The sequence below is a fragment of the Hyphomicrobium sp. genome (genome assembly GCF_036833075.1).
GTDB lineage: Bacteria > Pseudomonadota > Alphaproteobacteria > Rhizobiales > Hyphomicrobiaceae > Hyphomicrobium_C.
This window is the reverse complement of the sequence record NZ_DAITQL010000043.1, coordinates 14998-34948: the sequence shown is the minus strand read 5'-3', so window position 1 is coordinate 34948 and position 19951 is coordinate 14998. Positions and strand designations below refer to the sequence as shown.

General features: G+C 66.8%; 17 protein-coding genes. 8 read left to right on the top strand and 9 right to left on the bottom strand.

Annotated elements, in window-relative coordinates; genetic code table 11:
- Positions 1-802, bottom strand: an 802-nt coding sequence (locus V7082_RS13335; RefSeq protein WP_334149292.1) for an AAA family ATPase, incomplete at its 3' end; no start/stop codon positions are given.
- A gap of 707 nt (positions 803-1509) precedes the next feature.
- Here V7082_RS13335 and dksA point away from each other — a divergent pair.
- On the top strand, positions 1510-1875 hold the full coding sequence (gene dksA, locus V7082_RS13330) for an RNA polymerase-binding protein DksA (RefSeq protein WP_334149296.1): 366 nt from the start codon (positions 1510-1512) through the stop codon (positions 1873-1875).
- A gap of 78 nt (positions 1876-1953) precedes the next feature.
- Here the strand turns inward: dksA and V7082_RS13325 are convergent, their stop codons facing one another.
- Positions 1954-4647 carry a DUF3772 domain-containing protein gene (locus V7082_RS13325; protein ID WP_334149290.1) on the bottom strand — a complete coding sequence of 898 codons (2694 nt, stop codon included), beginning with the start codon at positions 4645-4647 and terminating at the stop codon, positions 1954-1956.
- Positions 4648-5066: 419 nt separating this feature from the next.
- A complete protein-coding gene (locus V7082_RS13320) occupies positions 5067-5393 on the bottom strand; it encodes a hypothetical protein (protein ID WP_334149298.1) in 327 nt (108 codons plus the stop codon).
- 221 nt (positions 5394-5614) lie between these two features.
- On the opposite strand from V7082_RS13320, the gene V7082_RS13315 reads away from it, so the two are divergent.
- Positions 5615-8191 carry an ATP-binding protein gene (locus V7082_RS13315; RefSeq protein WP_334149288.1) on the top strand — a complete coding sequence of 859 codons (2577 nt, stop codon included), beginning with the start codon at positions 5615-5617 and terminating at the stop codon, positions 8189-8191.
- Positions 8192-8200: 9 nt separating this feature from the next.
- On the opposite strand, the gene V7082_RS13310 is transcribed toward V7082_RS13315, so the two are convergent.
- Entirely contained in the window at positions 8201-8413 is a 213-nt protein-coding gene (locus V7082_RS13310) for a hypothetical protein (RefSeq protein WP_334149286.1), read from the bottom strand.
- A gap of 150 nt (positions 8414-8563) precedes the next feature.
- On the opposite strand from V7082_RS13310, the gene V7082_RS13305 reads away from it, so the two are divergent.
- Positions 8564-8722, top strand: coding sequence for a hypothetical protein (locus V7082_RS13305; RefSeq protein ID WP_334149284.1), 159 nt, complete (start codon positions 8564-8566; stop codon positions 8720-8722).
- On the opposite strand, the gene V7082_RS13300 is transcribed toward V7082_RS13305, so the two are convergent.
- Both V7082_RS13300 and V7082_RS13295 read right to left on the bottom strand, forming a co-directional pair.
- On the bottom strand, positions 8697-8891 hold the full coding sequence (locus tag V7082_RS13300) for a DUF6494 family protein (protein ID WP_334149294.1): 195 nt from the start codon (positions 8889-8891) through the stop codon (positions 8697-8699). The two genes, V7082_RS13305 and V7082_RS13300, sit on opposite strands and share 26 nt — an antisense overlap.
- Positions 8892-8969: 78 nt before the next feature.
- On the bottom strand, positions 8970-9308 hold the full coding sequence (locus V7082_RS13295) for a hypothetical protein (protein WP_334149282.1): 339 nt from the start codon (positions 9306-9308) through the stop codon (positions 8970-8972).
- Positions 9309-9468: 160 nt separating this feature from the next.
- On the opposite strand from V7082_RS13295, the gene recA reads away from it, so the two are divergent.
- The gene (gene recA / locus V7082_RS13290) at positions 9469-10635 is read left to right on the top strand and encodes a recombinase RecA (protein WP_334149280.1); all 1167 of its coding nucleotides are present in this window, start codon (positions 9469-9471) and stop codon (positions 10633-10635) included.
- 389 nt (positions 10636-11024) lie between these two features.
- Complete coding sequence (alaS, locus tag V7082_RS13285) at positions 11025-13760, top strand: alanine--tRNA ligase (RefSeq protein WP_334149278.1); 2736 nt, start codon at positions 11025-11027, stop codon at positions 13758-13760.
- A gap of 524 nt (positions 13761-14284) precedes the next feature.
- Here the strand turns inward: alaS and V7082_RS13280 are convergent.
- Together V7082_RS13280 and V7082_RS13275 are read right to left on the bottom strand one after the other, a co-directional pair.
- Positions 14285-15499, bottom strand: a complete 1215-nt coding sequence (locus V7082_RS13280) for an NADP-dependent isocitrate dehydrogenase (protein ID WP_334149277.1) — start codon at positions 15497-15499, stop codon at positions 14285-14287.
- A gap of 133 nt (positions 15500-15632) precedes the next feature.
- A complete protein-coding gene (locus V7082_RS13275; protein ID WP_334149275.1) occupies positions 15633-16196 on the bottom strand; it encodes a DUF924 family protein in 564 nt (187 codons plus the stop codon).
- Between the two features lie 161 nt (positions 16197-16357).
- Between V7082_RS13275 and V7082_RS13270 the strand changes: the two genes are divergently transcribed.
- The 3 genes from V7082_RS13270 (at position 16358) to rpsD (ending at position 19236) form a co-directional block, all read left to right on the top strand.
- Positions 16358-17635 (top strand): RNA methyltransferase, encoded by a 1278-nt coding sequence (locus tag V7082_RS13270; RefSeq protein ID WP_334149273.1) that lies wholly within the window; start codon positions 16358-16360, stop codon positions 17633-17635.
- A 156-nt stretch (positions 17636-17791) separates the two neighbouring features.
- Positions 17792-18406: a hypothetical protein gene (locus tag V7082_RS13265; protein WP_334149271.1), complete on the top strand. Its 615-nt coding sequence runs from the start codon at positions 17792-17794 to the stop codon at positions 18404-18406.
- Positions 18407-18618: 212 nt separating this feature from the next.
- Entirely contained in the window at positions 18619-19236 is a 618-nt protein-coding gene (rpsD, locus tag V7082_RS13260) for a 30S ribosomal protein S4 (RefSeq protein ID WP_334149269.1), read from the top strand.
- A gap of 82 nt (positions 19237-19318) precedes the next feature.
- On the opposite strand, the gene V7082_RS13255 is transcribed toward rpsD, so the two are convergent.
- Positions 19319-19912 carry a cation transporter gene (locus V7082_RS13255; protein WP_334149267.1) on the bottom strand — a complete coding sequence of 198 codons (594 nt, stop codon included), beginning with the start codon at positions 19910-19912 and terminating at the stop codon, positions 19319-19321.
- Between the last annotated feature and the right edge of the window lie 39 nt (positions 19913-19951).

Here is a 19951-nt window from a genome sequence, read left to right as displayed (position 1 = left end):
CGCCGGCGAGCGGCGGGATGATCTTGCGGCTGTCGGTCTCCCGCAGCACGGCGGGGTCGATGTCCTCGTTGAGAAGCAGCTTCAGCCAGTCGAGCAGCTCCGAGGTCGTGGGCTTTTTCTTGAGGCCGGGCATTTCGCGCAGACCGTAGAAGATGCGCATGGCGTCCTGGACCAGCCGCCCCTTGAGGTTCGGAAAATGCACCTCGACGATCTGCGTCATCGTCTCCGGGTCGGGGAACTTGATGTAGTGGAAGAAGCAGCGGCGCAGGAAGGCGTCGGGCAGCTCCTTCTCGTTGTTGGAGGTGATGATGACGATGGGGCGCACGCGCGCCTGCACCGTCTCGCCGGTCTCGTAGACGAAGAACTCCATGCGATCGAGCTCCTGCAGGAGGTCGTTGGGGAACTCGATGTCCGCCTTGTCGATCTCGTCGATGAGCAGCACCGGCCGCGTCTCGGCGACGAACGCCTCCCAGAGCTTGCCGCGCTTGATGTAGTTGCGGATGTCCTTGACGCGCGCGTCGCCGAGCTGTCCGTCGCGTAGCCGCGAGACCGCGTCGTACTCGTAGAGCCCCTGCTGGGCCTTGGTGGTGGATTTGATGTGCCACTCGATGAGCGGGGCGCCGAGCGCGCGGGCGACCTCGAAGGCGAGCACCGTCTTGCCCGTCCCGGGTTCGCCCTTGACGAGCAGGGGGCGCTCGAGTGCTACCGCCGCATTGACGGCGACGTTGAGATCGCGCGTTGCGACGTAGCTCGAGGTTCCCTCGAAGCGTCTGCTGCCGCTGGCGGTGTCGGATCCGGTCATGCTGAGGAGAGTCCTCTTCGTTTGCGCGAGCTGGCCCTCGTCTTAGGCGGCCGGGCGGACCCCGGCAAGGGAGGGGAAGGGGACGCAAGAAGCGGGGCGCGCGTGCCTCTGTCGAAGCGCGCGAGCGAATTTCTCGTTGATGCAACTCGAGATAGCAGGTCTGCCTACGGATAAGGCAATTCCGGCCGCCCACGGAGCTTGCCTTAAATGATACGTGATATCCATCACTTGCGGCCCTGATTCCCGCACAGATTTTTACAGTTAAACGGCGGATTTCCTTGACATAAGAAGTCTCAACCGCCAAGAGAGCCACGCCAAATGCTTGGGGCCCTCCTGGACCCGTCGGATGCGTGGGGTGGGTGGCCCGAGAGCCTGGAGCAGGCCCGTATTGGAGGCCCGTGATGAGCAAGCGACCGACGTCGAAGCCTGCCAAGGCGAAGCCCGTATCGAAGCCGGCTGCCAAGACCGCGTCCAAATCCCCGTCCAAGACCGCATCCGTGAAATCCAAACCCGCTCGCCCTGCCGCGAAACCGGCCGCCAGTGCCAAGGTCACGACGAAGGTGCCGTCCAAGGCGAACCAGGGCAAGGCGGCAAAGCCGAGGACACGTGCTATCGACAAGGCCAAAGACAGGAAGCTGACGGCCAAGGCCGGCACTTCGACCATCGTCCTTCCGCCCGGTTACCGTCCGTCCGAGGACGAGCCGTTCATGAACGAGCGGCATCGGATGTATTTCCGCCAGAAGCTCACGGCCTGGAAGGAGGAGATCATCCACCAGACCAGGGAGACGCTGGCGGGGTTGCACGAGGATTCGACCCAGCATGCCGATCTCGCCGACCGCGCGACCTCGGAGACGGATCGCGCGCTCGAGCTTCGGGCACGCGATCGCCAGCGCAAGCTGATCGCCAAGATCGATGCCGCCCTGGCGCGCATCGAGGACGGCACCTACGGCTATTGCGAGGAGACGGGCGAGCCGATCGGCTTGAAGCGCCTCGACGCCCGCCCGATCGCGACGCTGTCGCTGGAGGCCCAGGAGCGCCACGAGCGCCGCGAGCGCGTCTACCGCGAGGATTGATCGCGTCCCGCTCCCCCCGCTCCGCTTCCCTGCGCCCTTGTGGCGAGCGGGTGCTCGGAGAGGGGGAGGGGGGCCGGCTCAGCCCTTCTTGTCGGGAGGCCGCCCCGTATCCGCGAACGAGACGCCCGACCGGCGCGCACGCTCCTCCGCCAGGCGCGCGAGCACCATCCGCACGGCATCGAGATCACGCAGATGGATGTCATGCTGCGCATAGGGCATCTCGATGCCCGCGGCCCGGAAGGCCTTGAGAATGCGGAAGCGCAGGTCGCTCCGCGCCGCTTCGGCCTTGCTCACGTCGGAAATGACGCCGCTGACAGAGAACTCGAGCCCGTCCGCGCCGAAGTTGTCGAAGTTCACGTTTGCCGGCGGGTGCTGCATGAGCAGCGGCGACTCTGAGGCGACTTTCAGCAGGATGTCGCGCACCTGGTCCGGGTCCGACCGATAGCTGACCCGAACCTTGACCGCCGCCGTGCCGAGGGTGTTGCGGTGCGTCCAGTTGGTGACCGCCGACGTGATGAGGTCGGAGTTTGGAACGATGACGCTCGCCTTGTCGAAGGTCTCGATCTCCGTCGAGCGCACGGAGATCCGCCTCACGAAGCCTTGCTGATCCTTGACGCTGACGCGGTCTCCCACCTTGATCGGCCGCTCGACGAGCAGGATGAGGCCGGAGACGAAGTTGTTGATGATCGACTGCAGGCCGAAGCCGATGCCGACCGAGAGCGCGCCGGCGACGATGGCGAAGTTCGTGATGTCGAGCCCGCCGTAGGAGATCGCCGCCAGGGCCGCGACGATGAAGCCGGTATAGCCGATGGCGGTGTGGATCGAGTTGGCGATCCCGGGGTCGATGCGCCGCGACTTCGAGATGCCGGTGTCGATCCAGCGCTGCACGATGCGCGTCGCGAACGCGAGCAGGAAGAACAGCGCGATGGCGATCAGGATGCGCGCGAGCGAGATATGGAAGTCGCCGATCTGGAAGCCGAACACCAGCGCCCGGAGCCACATCCACGCCTCCTGGGGCGTGTAGCCCCACGTGATGAGGAGGAGGGGTAGCGCGGCGAGCGCCAGGCCGATGTTGAGCAGGACCGAGAGCGCGCCGGTGAGAAGCAGTCCCAGCCTCGGATCGAGCCCGGTCCTCTCGTGGAGGCGCGCCTCGAGCGGCTTGACGCCGGTGCCGTGCACGCCGAGCAGCGCGCGGATCGCGAGGTGCACGACGAGGATCACCGCGATCATGCTGCCGCTGACGAGCACCTGCGTGGTGATGAAGCGCCCGAGGCCGATATAGCCGGCGAGCGAGAGCGCAACGATCGCCGTGCCGGCGACCAGGAGTGGCAGCTTGATCAGGTAGGGCCTGAGCCGCGGCATCGGCGACGGGACGCCCGGGATCGCCGGCTCCGCGGTCCCGTGCGGCACACCCGCAGTCGCTGATTTGGGCTCGAACGGCGTCCGCACGAGCTGCAGCATCAGGACGCCGATCGCGAGGCTCGCGAACACCATCTCCATGACGCCGATCGAGAGCGGGAGGAAGAGGCGCCGCACCGTCTCCTGCAGTACGAGATCCAGCGAGAACACGGCGGCGATCGATGTGATGATGCGCGTGACGCGCCGTGCGGCGGGCGTCGAAAGGTTGACGAGCCGCCATGCGGGACGACGCGGCTGGAGCATCGCGCGCGTGAGCGCGGCGACGCCGACGAACAGGAAAAGCGCCGGGAACGCCGCTACGGCGATCTGCCGGAACTCGTAGGTCGTCAGGTTGAGGCGATCGAGCCCCGAGCTCAGGAGGTTGAGCGCCGCGAGCGAAGGGGCGGCGATGAGGGGCGCGACCCATCCCACCGTCGCCGCCTGCACGAAGAAGGTGGGCGGCGTCTCCCGCGGCCGGTCGAGCCGGCGGGCGAGGAACCATCGCGCCAAGCCCGTCAGCAGCACGAACAGTAGCACGACGCCCGCGGCGAGCCCCACCAGATCGACCCATTTGCGGGCCGCGAGCGACAGCCAGCCCGAGAGCGCATCGTGCACCTGTCGGAAGGCGCCGGGCGCGTCGTCGATGAGCTTCAGCCATGTCGAGGGCGCAACGGGGGAGGGAGCGCGCCGCAGCAGCTGGGACGCGAAGATGGCCTGCCGCGCGGTCTGCACCGTGTCGCGGAGCTGGCGCATGCGCACGATCAGAAGCTCGGTGTTCTTGAGCGCGCCGTCGACCTCCGCGAGCAGCGTGTTGAGCCGGGCGCGCTCCGCTGCGACATCGGCGGAATCGGGCGTGTCGGCCGCCGGCGCGGGCCCGAGCTGCTCGATCTGCTGGCGGAGCGCCTCCGATTTCGGCCGCAGCGCCTCGCGGGTATCGTGAGCCTTCTGGAACACGTTGATGAGCGCGCCCCTGAGGCGCGTCAGCTCCTCCTCGTTCTCGAGGTTGCGCTCGACGGATTTGACCAGCCGCTCGACCTCGGCCTTGAGGTCGGCAACCAGCTTCTGGACCGTCTCGATCTCTTGCTGGTCGGCGGCCGAGAGCACGGGAGCGGGCGGAGGGGCGGGCTCGGGCGCCTGGGCCGGCGTCTGCTGCCCTTCGCTCCCCGGCGGCGCCGGAGCCGCTGGGCTCTGCGCGGGTGAGGGCTGTTGCGCGGGCGCCTGCGTCTGCTGCGGCGCGGGTTGCCCCGCGGCCGGCGCGGACAACGTCCAGGACATCGCGGCGACGGCGAGCGCCAGGATGACGGAGAGCGCCGGAAAGCGAAGGTGAGACCCTGCGGAAATGATCAGCCTCCCCGGAATCCTGGCGGGTCGCAAAGCGGCGGACCGAGAAAGGGCCGCCGGCGCCCGGTTTGCGCTCGTGTGATGATCGAGAAATTCGCCATATAAAGTGGCCTGCTCCCGAGCAAATTTCTCGATCTGAATCACACGAGCAAGTCCATGGCTCTAGAGAGTTTCCGTTTCAGATGGAAACAGTGGTTCGACATGCGCAACCCGTCTGGACTCCGGCCTTCGCCGGAGTGACGTTGAGTTTGCGTAGCCCGCCTGCATACAAATGACGTCATCCCGGCATCATGGCGGAGCCATGCTCCGCATGGACGGCCGGGATCCAGACACGCCAATTGCTCACATGACCATGTTTCCACCTAAGTCGGAACGACTCTAGTGTCCCTTATGATTCCGAAGTTCGCTATGGGACCTAGCAGCAAACTCAAGCGAACTTCGGAATCGGGACACTAGGCGAGTTTTGGATCGACGCGGTGCGGAGCGGCGGCTTCGCCCTCCGGCGCCGCGTGGACCGGAGGCCCGATCCCTGTCTCGATCACCACGTCGACCGGTCCGCCGGTCATGATCAGGTGCTCCACGTTGTCGCGCCGGACGAGGATGAGGCGGCGGCGGTTGTCGAGATTGAACTGCTCGGTGACGGCAAGGCGCCGCAGCGGCTTGGGCCCGCCGAACACGGCCTGGAACGAGGAGGTGCCGCCGAGATAGGCGCGCGCCGCATAGGCCCCGCCGATCAGGGCGACCGCCAGGAACAGTACGATCGCCAGATAGTAGACCATGTCCCACATGACGTCCTGTGCACGGCGCGCACGCGCGTCCTTGCGCCCGCTCCGTCCCTTCTCAATTGCTGTCCTGAGCCCCTATAGCGCGGAATTCACGTCAATTTAACCCTATTGATCGAACTGTGGACGACAGGGCAGAGGCGCGGTGCATCCCCGCATCCGATCTCCGCCGGACCATCACACGGGCGTTGTGTAAGCGTATGAGTAGCGGAGTTCCCATGCAGGCATCCGAGGCGGCTCCTGAGGAGAATCAGATAGCTTTCGCCTTCATGAGCGATAGCGAGCCCCGCCCGCCTCGGCCCGGCACGGCAAACGCCCAAACGCTGTCAGGCAGCGTTCACGAGCCCGGTGCCATTCCCGTCATCGCCGCGTCCATGGCCGCCGGCGCTCTTGTGCTTGCGCTCGTGGCTTTGCCGGCGCGCGAGCCGATGCTGTTGACGCTGCTTGCCATTCTCGCCATGCTCGGGGCGTTCGCGATCTTCGGCTACATAGCCGGCCATATCCGCATCGGCGAGCGCGTCCGCGACGAGGATCTGGTTCGCGCCTTCGCCAACTGCCTCGACGACGGCCTGCTGGTCACGCGCCGCGATGGCCGCCCACTCTATGCCAACCGCGCGCTCGCCGACATGGTCGGCATGACGGCGGCGGGCGAGATCAAGGCGCTCGAAAGCCTGTTCGCGAGCGACCCCCGTGCCGCGGCCGCCTACTTCCGCCTCGAGCGGGCGGCCTCGCGCCGCGAGCCCTGGCGCGAGGAGATCGAGATCGCCGGCGAGGGCGGTCCCGCGCAACTGTTCCGCGTCGCCCAGCGTCCGTGCAACGTTCCCGGTCACGACCGCGAGCTCGGGCCGCTCTCGCTCTGGACCGTCACCGACGTGACGGCTGAGCGTGCCCGCCAGGTGAGCGCCGTCGCCACCCTCGAGGCGACCCTCGAGCGTCTGGACGGCATCCCCGCCGGCCTCATGGAGGTCGACAGCCACGGCGTCGTGCGCCGCCTCAATGCGACGCTGCTGCGCTGGCTCGGCCTCGAGCCGCAGAACCTTTCGCATCGCGCGCTCAAGCTCGCCGACATCGTCACGCCCGAGGGCGCCGAGCAGATCGCGGGCGCTGCCGCCGCGTTCTACACCACCGGCCAGGGCGTCGAGATCGACGTGTCGATCGACAAGGGCGCCGAGGTTCCGCTGCGCTTCTTCGCCCGCCGCGATGCCGAGGGCGGCCTTCTGGTCGCCGCGTTCCGGCGCGAGGCCGACGCCGCCGAGGATGGGCCGGCGGACGCCGAGGTCCGCTTCGCGCGCTTCTTCCAGTCCTCGCCGTTCGGCATCGCGACCGTGGGGGCCGACGGACGCCTCGTCAGCACCAACCCCGCCTTCGCCCGCATGATCCCCGACGGCGCGGCCGCGGTCGGCTCCTCCGCGGCGGACGTGCTCTGCCGGTTCGCCGATGCCGACACCCGGAGCGCCGTCGACACGGCCTTGCGCCAGGCCCTTGCCGGCACCGTCAGCGCGGCGCCGATCGAGATCACGGTCGGCACAGACAACGAATCGCGCCGCCTCTACCTCGCCCCCCTGACGCAGGCCAAAGAGGCCCGCGAGGCCGCGATCCTCTATCTGATCGACGCCACCGAGCAGAAAGCGCTGGAGGCGAAGTTTGCCCAGTCCTCGAAGATGGAGGCGGTGGGCAAGCTCGCGGGCGGCATCGCCCACGACTTCAACAACGTGCTGACGGCCATCATCGGCTTCTCGGATCTGCTGCTGCAGACGCACCGGCCGACGGATCCCGCCTACAAGGACATCAAGAACATCCAGAGCAGCGCCACGCGCGCTGCCGGCCTCGTCGCCAAGCTGCTCGCCTTCTCGCGCCGCCAGACGTTGCAGGCCGAGCCGCTGCAACTCGATGAGGAACTGGCGGAATGGTCGTCGGTGGTGAAGCGCTCCGTCGGCGAGAAGATCGAGCTCCGGATCCCTCCGGCGCGCGACCTCTGGTACGTCAAGACCGACCGCACGCAGCTCGAGCACGTGATCCTGAACCTCGCCAACAACGCCCGCGACGCCATGCCGGACGGGGGCACGCTCATCATCAGCACGCGCAACGTCACCGAGCGCGAGAGCCAGAAGCTCGGCCTGCACGGCATGCCCGTCGGCGAGTATGTGCTGGTAGAGGTCTCCGACACCGGCACGGGCATGCCCCCCGAGGTGATGGCCAGGATCTTCGATCCGTTCTTCACGACCAAGGGCGTCGGCAAGGGCACGGGCCTCGGCCTCTCGACCGTCTACGGCATCGTCAAGCAGTCGGGCGGCTTCATCTATCCCGAAAGCGTGCCGGGCCAGGGCACTACGTTCCGCATCTACCTGCCGCGCCACATGCCGGGCAGCGAGGGCGAGCCCGTCGGGCAGAAGGCGGCCAGGAAGGGGCGCCCGCAGGACCTGACCGGCAGCGGCCGCGTGCTGCTCGTCGAGGACGAGGACGTCGTCCGCTCCTTCGCCGTGCGCGCGCTGAAGCGCCAGGGATACGAGGTATTCGAGGCATCGACCGGCGTCGAGGCGCTGGAGGTCATGGCCCAACACAACGACAGGATCGACATCGTCGTCTCGGACGTGGTCATGCCCGAGATGGATGGCCCGACGCTGCTCAAGGAGCTGCGCAAGAAGAACCCGGACCTCAAGATCATCTTCGTCTCCGGCTACCCGCACGAGGCGTTCGAGACCAGCCTCGACAAGAACGAGCAGTTCGCCTTCCTGCCGAAGCCGTTCTCGCTTCCCCAGCTCGCCGCCAAGGTCAAGGAGCAGCTCGGCCGTTGAGCTCACGACCTAGACCGGAGAGTCCGGCTGCTCGATGTCGTCTGCCGGCAGCTCGTCCTCGGGGACGCAACGCCCTTCGCCCGAGACCGGCTGGCCTTCGATCCTGAGACCGCTGTCGGGGCGATGCACGAGCTCCTCGCATGCGGCCGCAGATAGTCCCCGCTCCATGATGAAGAACTGCGGGGTGCCGTTGAGCAGAACCATGACGACGAAGGCATACATCCGAGAGGCCAACTCCTGGTTTGCGGTGGCCGTTCCTGCTCCGCGCGCGCGACGGCCATGAAATTACTGCAATGCAATGGAACTCAGGCGACGGGTTTCCATTTCACATGCATCGCGCCAGATCGTCGAAAGCCCGGATCGGAGCCGCACATGGACTTTGTCTACGCCACAATGCTCGTCGCCGCCTGGTGCATCGTCGCGCCGACGATTCTCCTGTGGTCCGTCGCCGGCGATGACGCGACCGTGCGCTCCGCGGAGAGCGCGGAGCAGGGCGTTCGCGCCATCACCCCAGATCGATCGTTCCATTGACCTCGTGGCGAAGATCCGTGCCCTCGGCCGTGAGCAGCATGCGGACTTTGAGCGGACCTTTTCCGGCAAGCCCGTGGTCCCGCACGATGCGCTCGATCTCCTGCTGCGACGAGACCCCCACCTGCTTGAGGAAACGGCGCAGCGACAGATTGAAAGGCTCGTTGTTGATGTCGTTCATGGAGGGTCTCCATTTCGAGGGAAAAACCCGGCAGGCCGGGCAGCGTCTTCCGTCTGGATAACCATACCACTACGTGTCGTCGGAATGGACTGCGTCGAGAAGCGCATCGAGCATGTCGTCGGCGGTCGCGGTCACGCTTGCCGTCATCTCGTAGGCAAGGGCGACGCTCCTGAGCGAGACCATGGGCTCGATCGCGCCGCCAAGAGGCAGCGCGCCGATGCGGACTTGCGAAGGCCCGTCCGCAGGCACCACCGGGTCGGCTGCAGGCCCCGTTGCGGTCACGGCGGCCGCAATCTCCTCGAGCTTGCGGCCCTGCACCAGAAGCGCATTCGAAGCGATGGCAAAGACTTGCAGCATGGGGTTTGGGGCGGGGATCGAGGTCTCGGACCCGCGAGCATGGGCGCGCACCGCCTAACGCGCCGTTAAAGCGCTCGTCCTCTGGCGACAAACAATGTCAATGGACAAGTGGACAAGGTGTCGACGGAAGGTAGACCGATGAGAACAAAACATGTACATCTACCCATGCGCCGAGTCGCTCATCAACGGTTAACATGCCATAAGGTGCCACATGACCAAGCCGGATCTTCACGTCGTCGAAGGGGGAAAGATGGATAAGGATCATAAGGCGCAGGCGTTGGCGCATGCGCTGGCGTTGATCGACAAGAACTTCGGCAAGGGGTCGATCATGCGCCTCGGCGCCAACGAGCGCTCGATGGACATCGAGGCGATCTCGACGGGCTCGCTCGGGCTCGACATCGCGCTCGGCATCGGCGGCCTGCCCAAGGGGCGCGTGATCGAGATCTATGGGCCCGAGTCCTCGGGCAAGACGACGCTGACGCTGCAGGTGATCGCGGAAGCCCAGAAAGCGGGCGGCACCTGTGCCTTCGTCGATGCCGAGCACGCGCTGGACCCGACCTACGCCAAAAAGCTTGGCGTCAGGATCGAAGACTTGCTGGTCTCCCAGCCCGACGCCGGCGAGCAGGCGCTCGAGATCACGAATACGCTCGTGAACTCGGGAGCGATCGATGTCGTCGTCGTCGACAGCGTCGCCGCCCTGACGCCGAAAGCCGAGCTCGAAGGCGAGATGGGCGACGTCACAATGGGCGCCCAGGCGCGCCTCATGAGCCAGGCGCTGCGCAAGCTCACCGCCTCGATCTCCAAGACGAAGTGCATGGTGATCTTCATCAACCAGATCCGCATGAAGATCGGCGTCATGTTCGGCAATCCCGAGACCACGACCGGCGGCAACGCGCTGAAATTCTATTCGTCCGTCCGCCTCGACATCCGTCGCATCGGGCAGATCAAGGAGCGCGAGGAGGCGGTCGGCAACCAGACCCGCGTCAAGGTGGTCAAGAACAAGGTCGCCCCGCCCTTCAAGCAGGTCGAGTTCGACATCATGTATGGGGAAGGCATCTCGAAGACGGGCGAGTTGGTCGATCTCGGCGTCAAGGCGGGCATCGTCGAGAAGTCGGGCGCCTGGTTCTCCTACGACGGCCAGCGCATCGGCCAGGGCCGCGAGAACACCAAGCTGTTCCTGAGGGAGAACCCGAAGATCGCGGCCGCGATCGAGAAGGCGATCCGCGCCAGCGCCGGTCTGATCGTCGACAAGATGCTGCTCGAGCCGGATGCCGGGGCGGCGACGGAGGGTGAGGAGCCGGACGAGGACGGCGTGCTGCCGGACGTGCCGGACGACGCCTCCGCCCGGAAGGGAGCCGGCCGCGGCGCCAAACGCTGAAGGTGCGGACGCTGAGGACACGGATAAACTTCCGATCCGGGTCCAGACCAGGGCCCGGATCAGGTTCCAGATCTGGTTCGTGGCGCGGGCTTTGGGGGCAACCCGGGGCCGTGCCGCTCGCGTTCCTGGACAACACCCGGCCGGCCCGTTAAATGCGGCGCATTGGGCTAGAGCGCGCCTTTGCGGGCGTCGGCGCCCGGCCCGGTCCGTACTTCGTCACGGCCGCATCTTGGCGGAGCCAAGCTTCGGTTATGAGGCGGCCATCCACGCAACGTCCCTCACCTTTTTTCGAGGTGTCTCGACGTCTCGTGGCCCGGTCTCGGCCGGGATGGCGTGCAATGAAGCGGCGCGGTTTCCAACGATAGCAGTTCACAACTTCGGAATGTGAGATGACCGGCGTCAACGAGATCAGAAGTGCGTTCCTCGAGTACTTCAAGGCCGAGGGGCACGAGGTCGTGCCGTCCTCGCCGCTCGTGCCGCGCAACGACCCGTCGCTGATGTTCACCAACGCCGGCATGGTGCAGTTCAAGAACGTCTTCACCGGCCAGGAGACGCGCCCCTACGTGCGCGCCGCCTCCTCGCAGAAGTGCGTCCGCGCCGGCGGCAAGCACAACGACCTCGACAACGTCGGCTACACCGCGCGCCACCACACGTTCTTCGAGATGCTTGGCAACTTCTCGTTCGGCGACTACTTCAAGGAGCGCGCCATCGCGCTCGCCTGGAACCTCGTCACCAAGGAGTTCAGCCTCGACCCGAAGCGCTTGACCGTCACCGTCTATCATGAGGACGAGGAGGCGCACGCCCTCTGGCGGAAGATCGCCGGTCTCCCCGACGAGCGCCTGATCCGTATCGCCACCAAGGACAACTTCTGGCAGATGGGCGACACGGGCCCCTGCGGCCCGTGCACCGAGATCTTCTACGACCACGGGCCAAAGATTCCGGGCGGCCCGCCGGGCTCGGCCGATGCCGACGGCGACCGCTTCATCGAGATCTGGAACCTCGTTTTCATGCAGTTCGAGCAGCTCCCCTCGGGCGAGCGCGTCGACCTGCCGAGAGCCTCCGTCGATACCGGCATGGGCCTCGAGCGCATCGCCGCCGTGCTTGAGGGCGTGCACGACAACTACGAGATCGACCTCTTCCGGAACCTCATCACCGCCATCCGCGACGAGAGCCGGAAGCTCGGTGCTGTCACTGACGATAGCAGCGATCTCGACGACCATCTGAAAGCGATATATCGGACTGGCTCCGTCAGAACAGCACAGAGGGTCATTGCGGACCATCTGCGTGCCACGAGCTTCCTGATCGCCGACGGCGTGCTGCCCTCCAACGAGGGCCGCGGCTACGTGCTCCGCCGCATCATGCGCCGCGCCATGCGCTATGCGCACCAGCTCGGCTGCGCCGACCCCCTGATGTACCGTCTGGTCCCCGCGCTCGTGCGCGAGATGGGCGCGGCGTACCCCGAGCTCGGCCGCGCCGAGCCTCTCATCGCTGAGACGCTGAAGCTCGAGGAGACGAGGTTCAAGAGGACGCTCGGCAACGGCCTCAAGCTGCTCGGCGAGGCGTCCGCCGGCCTCAAGCCCGGCGCCACGTTCCCGGGCGACGTCGCCTTCAAGCTCTACGATACCTTCGGCTTCCCGCTCGACCTCACCGAGGATGCGCTGCGCGCCCGCAACATTGCCGTCGACACCAAGGCCTTCGACGCCGCCATGGCGAAGCAGAAGGAGGAGGCACGGCGCGCCTGGAAGGGCTCGGGCGAGGCTGCCACCGAAGAGATCTGGTTCGAGATCAAGGAGGAGGCCGGCTCAAGCGAGTTCCTCGGCTACGATACCGAGAACGCTGAAGGCGAGATCCGCGCGCTCGTGCAGGGTGGCAAGCCCGTGAAGGCTTTGAAGACGGGCGAAGAGGGCATGCTCGTCCTCAACCAGACGCCGTTCTATGGCGAGAGCGGCGGACAGGTCGGCGATCAGGGCGTGATCAGGGGCGCCAACGGCGCGCTGTTCCGCGTCACCGACACGCAGAAGAAGCTCGGCGACCTGTTCGTGCACATCGGCCGCGTGGAGGCGGGGAGCTTCAAGCCCGGCGATGCCGTCGAGCTCGAGGTGGACCACGCGCGCCGCACGGCGACGCGCGCCAACCACTCCGCAACGCACCTCCTGCACGAGGCCCTGCGCCAGGTGCTCGGCCTGCATGTGGCCCAGAAGGGCTCGCTCGTCTCCCCCGACCGCCTGCGCTTCGACTTCGTGCATACGAAGCCGATGAGCGCCGACGAGATCGCCGCCGTCGAGCGCCTCGCCAACGAGATCGTGCTCGAGAACAGCCCCATCGAGACGCGCCTGATGGCGCTCGAGGATGCGAAAGCCTCCGGTGCCATGGCGCTCTTCGGCGAGAAGTACGGCGATGAAGTCCGGGTGGTTTCCATGGGTCGCACTGCCCCGGGTGCCAACAAAGCGTGGTCCGTCGAATTGTGCGGCGGCACGCACGCGCGTCGCACGGGCGACATCGGCCTCGTCAAGGTCGTGGCCGAGAGCGCGAGCTCGGCCGGCGTGCGCCGCATCGAAGCGCTGACCGGCGACGGCGCGCGCGCCTATCTCGCCGATGCCGACGCGCGCCTCAAGGAGGCGGCTGCGGTCTTGAAGACGCGCCCCGAGGACCTAGTCGAGCGCCTGAAGACCCTCGTCGAGGAGAGAAAGACACTCGAGCGCCAGCTCGCCGACGCGAAGCGGCAGATCGCCATCGGCGGCGGCACGAGCGTCGGCAACGGTGCGCCGGCCGCGGCCGCGGCGGTGCGGACGGTCGGGGCCGTGAAGCTTCTTGCCCGTTCCGTGCAGGGTCTCAATCCGAAGGATCTGCGCGGCCTCGTAGACGACGGCAAGAAAGAGGTCGGCTCCGGCGTCGTCGCCATCGTCGGCGTCACCGAAGACGGCAAGGCCGGGCTTGCGGTCGGCGTGACGGAGGATCTCGTCAAAACCTGGAGCGCCGTCGACCTCGTGAAGGCCGGTGCCGAAGCCCTCGGCGGCAAGGGCGGCGGCGGCCGTCCCGACATGGCTCAGGCCGGTGGCCCCGACGGCGCCAGGGCGGCCGACGCGCTCGCCGCTATCGAAGCCCGCCTCGGTGCCGGCGCGTAGCTCACAGGCGCCAGCCGATCCCCGGCAGGCCAGAGATGCACGCCGCGCATGGCAGGAAGTGTAACCAGATCAGAAGGTTGGCCCGTCCCCTTCAAGGCGTGGACCCGCCGCGGCAAGTCGTCCGTTGACCGGGCGCAGGCGCGCCCCTACATGGCAGCCCGTCCCCCCGGAATAGGGAATGTTCCTATGTCCTCGGATGCCGGCAGACTCGGATAGCCTGCGCCATCGTCGGGGGAAAACAACAAGCAATCGACAGAGATCATGCGCACATCATCGCGCGCGAGCACGCGCCTCGAACGTTTTACCGACGCAGTCCGTTGCGGGTTCCTGCGTCTCATCTACGGCAAGGGCTGGGCCTGCGCCAAATATCAGAGACACCACGTGCCGCTTGCCGGTCCGCGTCCCGGCGCCCGTCTTGATTGAGATGTCTCGACTGAGATCTCTCCACGGAGACGCCTGGATGAGGCGTCTCCCGGACGGCCGCGCCCTCTGCGAGGCCCATCACAGCCCAAGCCCGGAAGGCTCTAAGCCGCCATCGCCGCCTTGAGGTTTGCGTCGATCTTGTCGAGGAAGCTCGAGGTCGAGAGCCACTTCTGGTCCGGGCCGACCAGGAGCGCCAGGTCCTTGGTCATGAAGCCCGACTCCACCGTATCGACGCACACCTTCTCGAGCGTCGCGGCGAACCTCGCGAGCGCCGCGTTGTCGTCGAGCTTGGCGCGATGCGCAAGCCCGCGCGTCCAGGCGAAGATCGAGGCGATGGAGTTGGTCGAGGTCTCCTTGCCCTTCTGGTGCTCGCGGTAGTGGCGCGTCACCGTGCCGTGCGCGGCCTCCGCTTCGACCGTCTTGCCGTCGGGCGTCATCAGCACGCTTGTCATGAGACCGAGCGAGCCGAAACCCTGCGCCACCGTATCCGACTGCACGTCGCCGTCGTAGTTCTTGCATGCCCACACGTAGCCGCCGGACCACTTGAGCGCGGAAGCCACCATGTCGTCGATGAGGCGATGCTCGTATGTGATTTTCTTGGCGGCGAACGCCTCCTTGAACTCGGCATCGAACACCTCCTGGAACAGGTCCTTGAAGCGCCCGTCGTAGGCCTTGAGGATGGTGTTCTTGGTCGAGAGGTAGACCGGAAAGCCGCGGTTCAAGCCGTAGTTGAGCGAGGCGCGCGCGAACTCGCGGATGCTCTCGTCGAGATTGTACATGGCCATGGCGACGCCGGAGCCCGGCGCCTTGAACACCTCGCGCTCGATCACCTGCCCGTCCTCGCCCTCGAAGCGGATGGTGAGGCGGCCCTTGCCTGGGAAGCAGAAGTCGGTGGCCCTGTACTGGTCGCCGAACGCGTGACGCCCGATCACGATCGGCTGCGTCCAGCCGGGCACGAGCCGCGGCACGTTGCGGGCGATGATGGGCTCGCGGAAGATGACGCCGCCCAGGATGTTGCGGATCGTGCCGTTGGGGCTCTTCCACATCTCCTTGAGATTGAACTCCTTCACGCGCGCCTCGTCCGGCGTGATGGTCGCGCACTTGACGCCGACGCCGTATTTCTTGATGGCGTTGGCCGCGTCGATGGTGATCTGGTCGTTGGTCTTGTCCCGGCTCTCGATGCCGAGGTCGTAGTACGCGAGGTTCACGTCGAGATAGGGATGGATCAGCTTGTCCTTGATGAGCTTCCAGATGATGCGAGTCATCTCGTCGCCGTCGAGCTCGACGACTGTGCCGGTCACCTTGATCTTCTGCATGAAAGAGCCTTCGGATGGGAGCGTTGCTGCCCGACCTTAGCCGTGCGCGTGCGCTGCAACAAGGGTCGTGCGCTGCATGCGATCGGAGGGGTCCGCCCGGCGCCCGCCCGCTGTGCCGGGCGAGGGCGCGTTCTCAGCCCGCAAATCCGCCATCGTCGAGAAAGCGCTGCTCCTCGGCCGTCGTCGCGCGCTCGAGGATGGCGTTGCGGTGGGGAAACCGTCCGAAGCGGCGGATGATGTCGCGATGCAACTCGGCGTAGGCGCGGTAGTCCGCGTTGAGCGGCGCGGCGAGTGCGACCGAGCGGTCCTGGTCGGCGAGCTCCTCGGAGTGCTCGAAGGGCAGGTAGAAGAACACCCGCAGGTCCGGGTGCACGGCGCGGTCATGCCCCGCCTCGATGGCGGCGGCCGCCACGGTTCGGGCCAGCGCGTCGGTCGCGAACATGCGCGCCGTGCCGCGGAACGAGTTGCGCGGGAACTGATCGAGCAGCAGCACCAGCGCCAGCGCGCCTTCGGGCCGAGCCGCCCAGGGTGCGAGCCCGCCCCGCGCGGCCGCTTCGTAGAGGGCGAGGCCCTGCGTGTGGAAGCGCCGGTCGAACGCGTCATCCTTGGTGAACCAGCGGTCCGGCCCCGCGTCGCGCCAGAACGCGACGACGTCAGACGCGGTGGCAAGAGGGGTGTCCGGCGTCGCGTGTCCCATGCTCCTATGTTGGAGCGATGGGCGTCCGCGTCAAATGTCGGCACGCGGCCCGGCCCGAGGGCTCAACCCGGAGGGGAGGCGACAACGCCCGCATGCGGGTGCTAAGCCGTGCTCCAGGCTCCCGACCCCAAGCCCCGAACCATGAGCTCCGTGACACACCCATGACGCCCGCGGAATCCCCCGTTCGCGACATCGAGATCGCCCTCGAGGCAGAGGCGCGCGTGCCGATGGTCGTGGGCCAGGGCTGGCCGGTGGCGCGGCTCGTCCACGCCTGCCATGAGCGGAGCATCGACGAGGGGCTCGCAGCCCTCGGCGTCCCCGGCATGGACCGCGCCGCGCTCGACCGCATCCTGACCTACTGCGCCGGGCTTCGCTGCGAGTCCGATGCGGCGACCTGCCCCGGCTGCAAGCGGCGCACGGAAGCCCTTGGCATCGCGACTGTCGACGAATTCATCGCCCGCCATCGCGAGATCGTCGTCGGCGACGGATCTGTGCGCCTCGTCGGGCAGGGCACCGAGACGCTCGCGACCCCCGCGCTCGCGGTGCTGGAGAAGACCTGGTCGGGCGAGAATTACTGGTTCTGGGCGCGCCGGGTGCTGCGCAAGCTGCGCCACGGCATCCGCCGGGCCCACATCCAGGGCGAGGCCGTCGCGGGCCCGGGCGAGACGCCGTCGGTGATCCTCGTCGAGCCCCAGCTTGCCGACAACATCGGCATGGTCGCGCGCGCCATGGCGAACTTCGGCCTCGACGATCTGCGCCTCGTCGCCCCGCGCGACGGCTGGCCGAACGAGAAGGCCCGCATTGCCGCGTCCGGCGCGAACTACGTGATCGACGACGCGACGGCCTATCCGTCGCTGGCGGAATCGATCGGGGATCTGACCTATGTCATTGCCACCACCGCCCGCCAGCGGCCGCTCAAGAAGCCCGTCCTGACGCCTGAGGATGCCGTCGCCGCCCTGCGGGAGCGGATCGCGCGGGGCGAGCGCTGCGGCATCCTGTTCGGGCGCGAGCGGAACGGCCTCGAGACGGGCGAGATCGCCAACGCCGACGCGCTGGTGATGATTCCGGTCAATTCCCGCTTCGCCTCCCTCAATCTGGCGCAGGCCGTGCTGCTGCTCGGCTACGCCTGGATGCGCGAGAGCGGAAAGGGAACGCTGGGTCGGGTCACGACCTACGAGGAGCCGGTCTCGGCCGGTCTTAACCTTGGTGCCGAGCGATTGGCGGCGAAGGACGAGCTCATGGGCTTCTTCGATCACCTCGAGCGGGAGCTGGACCGGCTGGGTTTTTTCAATCCGCTCGAGAAACGCCCTTCTGTCGTCCAAAACTTGAGGACAATGTTCACCCGTATGGCGCTGACGCAGCAGGAGGTCCGGACTCTCCGTGGTATTGTTGCCACTCTGTCGAAAGGCAAGGGCGCAGGCCGCAAGCCGTCCACATAGGCCGCCATGATCTTGCCAGGTTTTGAGCCGAGCGATGCCCGCAAGCGCGGCATGCATGCGCTCGGTGGCGGTCGAGCGTAAGGGTCCAGGGCGACAAGAGCCCATGGCGAAAAATAAAGAAGGAGCGCAGCAGGGGCGATGATGCGGGCGATGATCATGGCGAAACGAATAGGTGTTGGCGCTGCCATCCTGGCGGGGATGGCGATGGCCCCGATGGCGTCCGCGGCCGAGGGCGACCTCAGCGATAAGTCCGTGCAAGTCATCATGGAATACGCCTGGTCCCTGACCCCGGCGCAGTTCAGCAAGAAAGACGGCACCGTCATCATGGTCGACAAGAAGAAGCCCGAGACGGCCATGGTGCCGCTCGACGTGGCGCGCGAGGTTGTGCGCGTCGGGCGTCTGTCGGCGCATGCGCAAGCCTGCAACCTTCCCGAGGAGCAGGTCATGAATCACCGCTCCCTGATGAGGCGCGAGGTCGAAAAGAAGAAGTGGAGCGACCAGCAGGAGCTCTTCATCAACCAGCTCCACCTGACCACGGTCATGCTGCTCACCGGCAAGATCAAGCTGGTCGAGAAGGACGGCGACAAGGAGGTCGTCGTCGACGAGAAGCAGGCTCCGGCGCAGACCTGCACCGAGGAGCAGCGCCAGAAGGTGAAGGACCTCATCACCGCCTACGTGAAGTCCGGGCCGGCGCTCGCCTCTGCCGTCGAGCCGGGCGCGGCGCCGAACACGGCCAGCACCGGTTCGACCGCGCCGGTGCCAAAAAAATAGGCCCTGGGCACAGGGAGTTGAGGCGGCCATTGACGCCACCCGCCGTCTCGATTAAAGGAAGCACGTCGCGCGGGCCGGTTTGGGCCCGCGTTCCATTTGCGCACCCGCGGCGCGCCCGGATTTGAGGGCTCGCCTGTCGGTCCGCCCGCAAGGGACCGGACAGAGGAGGGGGCGCTCCAGATCTCAAATGCAACTCTTGGAGTGCCGTTACGATGACCAAGCGCATCCGCGCCAAGCACAAGATCGACCGCCGCCTCAGCGAGAACGTCTGGGGCCGTCCGAAGAGCCCGCTCAACAAGCGCCAGAGCCGCCCCGGCCAGCACGGCGAGCGCCGCGTCTCGAAACTTTCGGATTTCGGCCAGCAGCTCCGCGCCAAGCAGAAGCTCAAGGGCTACTACGGCAACATTTCCGAGCGCCAGTTCTTCCGCCTCTATGACGAGGCCACCCGCCTCAAGGGCTCGACCTCGGAGCACCTGATCGGCCTGCTCGAGCGCCGCCTCGACGCCATCGTCTACCGCGCCAAGTTCGTGCCGACGGTGTTCGCCGCCCGCCAGTTTGTCTCCCACGGCCATGTGACGGTGAACGGCCGCCGCGTGACGATCCCGAGCTATCGCGTCCGCATCAATGACGTGATCGAGGTCACCGAGAAGGCGCGCCAGCTTCCGCTCGTGCTGGAGGCTCTGAAGAGCGCCGAGCGCGACACACCCGATTACGTCGACGTCGACCAGAACAAGTTCATCGCCAAGCTGACCCGCGTCCCGGCGCTCTCGGATGTTCCCTATCCGGTGACCATGGAGCCGAACCTCGTGGTCGAGTTCTACTCGCGCTAAGCAACTGTTCTACGCGCGCTAATCAACGGCCCTGCGGCTGTTACGGAATTGGAAGGCCGGCTCTTGCGAGCCGGCCTTTTTCTTACGCGTGCGCGCGGTGCTCCGTGCGCGCCGCCTCCCAGACCTCGCGGGCCGCGTCGGCGTTGATCGCGGCGATGGCGAGGCCGACGATCAGGTCCGGCCACGCCGAATGCCAGACGAACGCCGTCACGAGACCGGCCGCGATGATGCCGACGTTCGCCAGCACATCGTTCCGCGCGGACAGGAACGCAGCCTTGGTCAGGCTGCCGCGATGATGCCGGTAGGTGGCCAGCAGGAACGCGCAGGTCACGTTGACGGCGAGCGCCCCGAGGCCGGCGGCCGTGAGCGCGACAGGCTGCGGCGCGATCGGATCGACCAGCTTGCCGAAGGCGGTCCAGAGCGTCGCGAGAGCCGGCACGAGCAGGACGAGCGCCAGCGCCATGCCGACGCGGGCTCGATTGCGCGCCGACCAGGCGAGCGCGACGAAGATCAGCAGGTTGACCGATGCGTCCTCGAGAAAATCGACGCTGTCCGCAAACAGCGAGACCGATCCGATGGCGGTGGCGACCGCGAACTCGACACCGAAATAGGCGAGATTGAGCAGCGCCACGATCAGGACGACGCGGCGGAGACCGGGATCCGGATCGGAGGTCATGGGAACGTCCCGGGACTGCGGCTGTCGATGCCGCGCTCT

Excerpts from the sequence above, each read along its gene's own strand:
- recA (WP_334149280.1), top strand. The coding sequence starts at position 9,469 with ATGACCAAGCCGGATCTTCACGTCGTCGAAGGGGGAAAGATGGATAAG.
- dksA (WP_334149296.1), top strand. The coding sequence starts at position 1,510 with ATGAACGAGCGGCATCGGATGTATTTCCGCCAGAAGCTCACGGCCTGG.
- V7082_RS13310 (WP_334149286.1), bottom strand. The coding sequence starts at position 8,413 with ATGTATGCCTTCGTCGTCATGGTTCTGCTCAACGGCACCCCGCAGTTC.
- V7082_RS13320 (WP_334149298.1), bottom strand. The coding sequence starts at position 5,393 with ATGGTCTACTATCTGGCGATCGTACTGTTCCTGGCGGTCGCCCTGATC.
- V7082_RS13275 (WP_334149275.1), bottom strand. The coding sequence starts at position 16,196 with ATGGGACACGCGACGCCGGACACCCCTCTTGCCACCGCGTCTGACGTC.
- V7082_RS13280 (WP_334149277.1), bottom strand. The coding sequence starts at position 15,499 with ATGCAGAAGATCAAGGTGACCGGCACAGTCGTCGAGCTCGACGGCGAC.
- V7082_RS13265 (WP_334149271.1), top strand. The coding sequence starts at position 17,792 with ATGGCGAAACGAATAGGTGTTGGCGCTGCCATCCTGGCGGGGATGGCG.
- V7082_RS13305 (WP_334149284.1), top strand. The coding sequence starts at position 8,564 with ATGGACTTTGTCTACGCCACAATGCTCGTCGCCGCCTGGTGCATCGTC.
- rpsD (WP_334149269.1), top strand. The coding sequence starts at position 18,619 with ATGACCAAGCGCATCCGCGCCAAGCACAAGATCGACCGCCGCCTCAGC.
- V7082_RS13255 (WP_334149267.1), bottom strand. The coding sequence starts at position 19,912 with ATGACCTCCGATCCGGATCCCGGTCTCCGCCGCGTCGTCCTGATCGTG.
- V7082_RS13270 (WP_334149273.1), top strand. The coding sequence starts at position 16,358 with ATGACGCCCGCGGAATCCCCCGTTCGCGACATCGAGATCGCCCTCGAG.
- V7082_RS13315 (WP_334149288.1), top strand. The coding sequence starts at position 5,615 with ATGCAGGCATCCGAGGCGGCTCCTGAGGAGAATCAGATAGCTTTCGCC.
- alaS (WP_334149278.1), top strand. The coding sequence starts at position 11,025 with ATGACCGGCGTCAACGAGATCAGAAGTGCGTTCCTCGAGTACTTCAAG.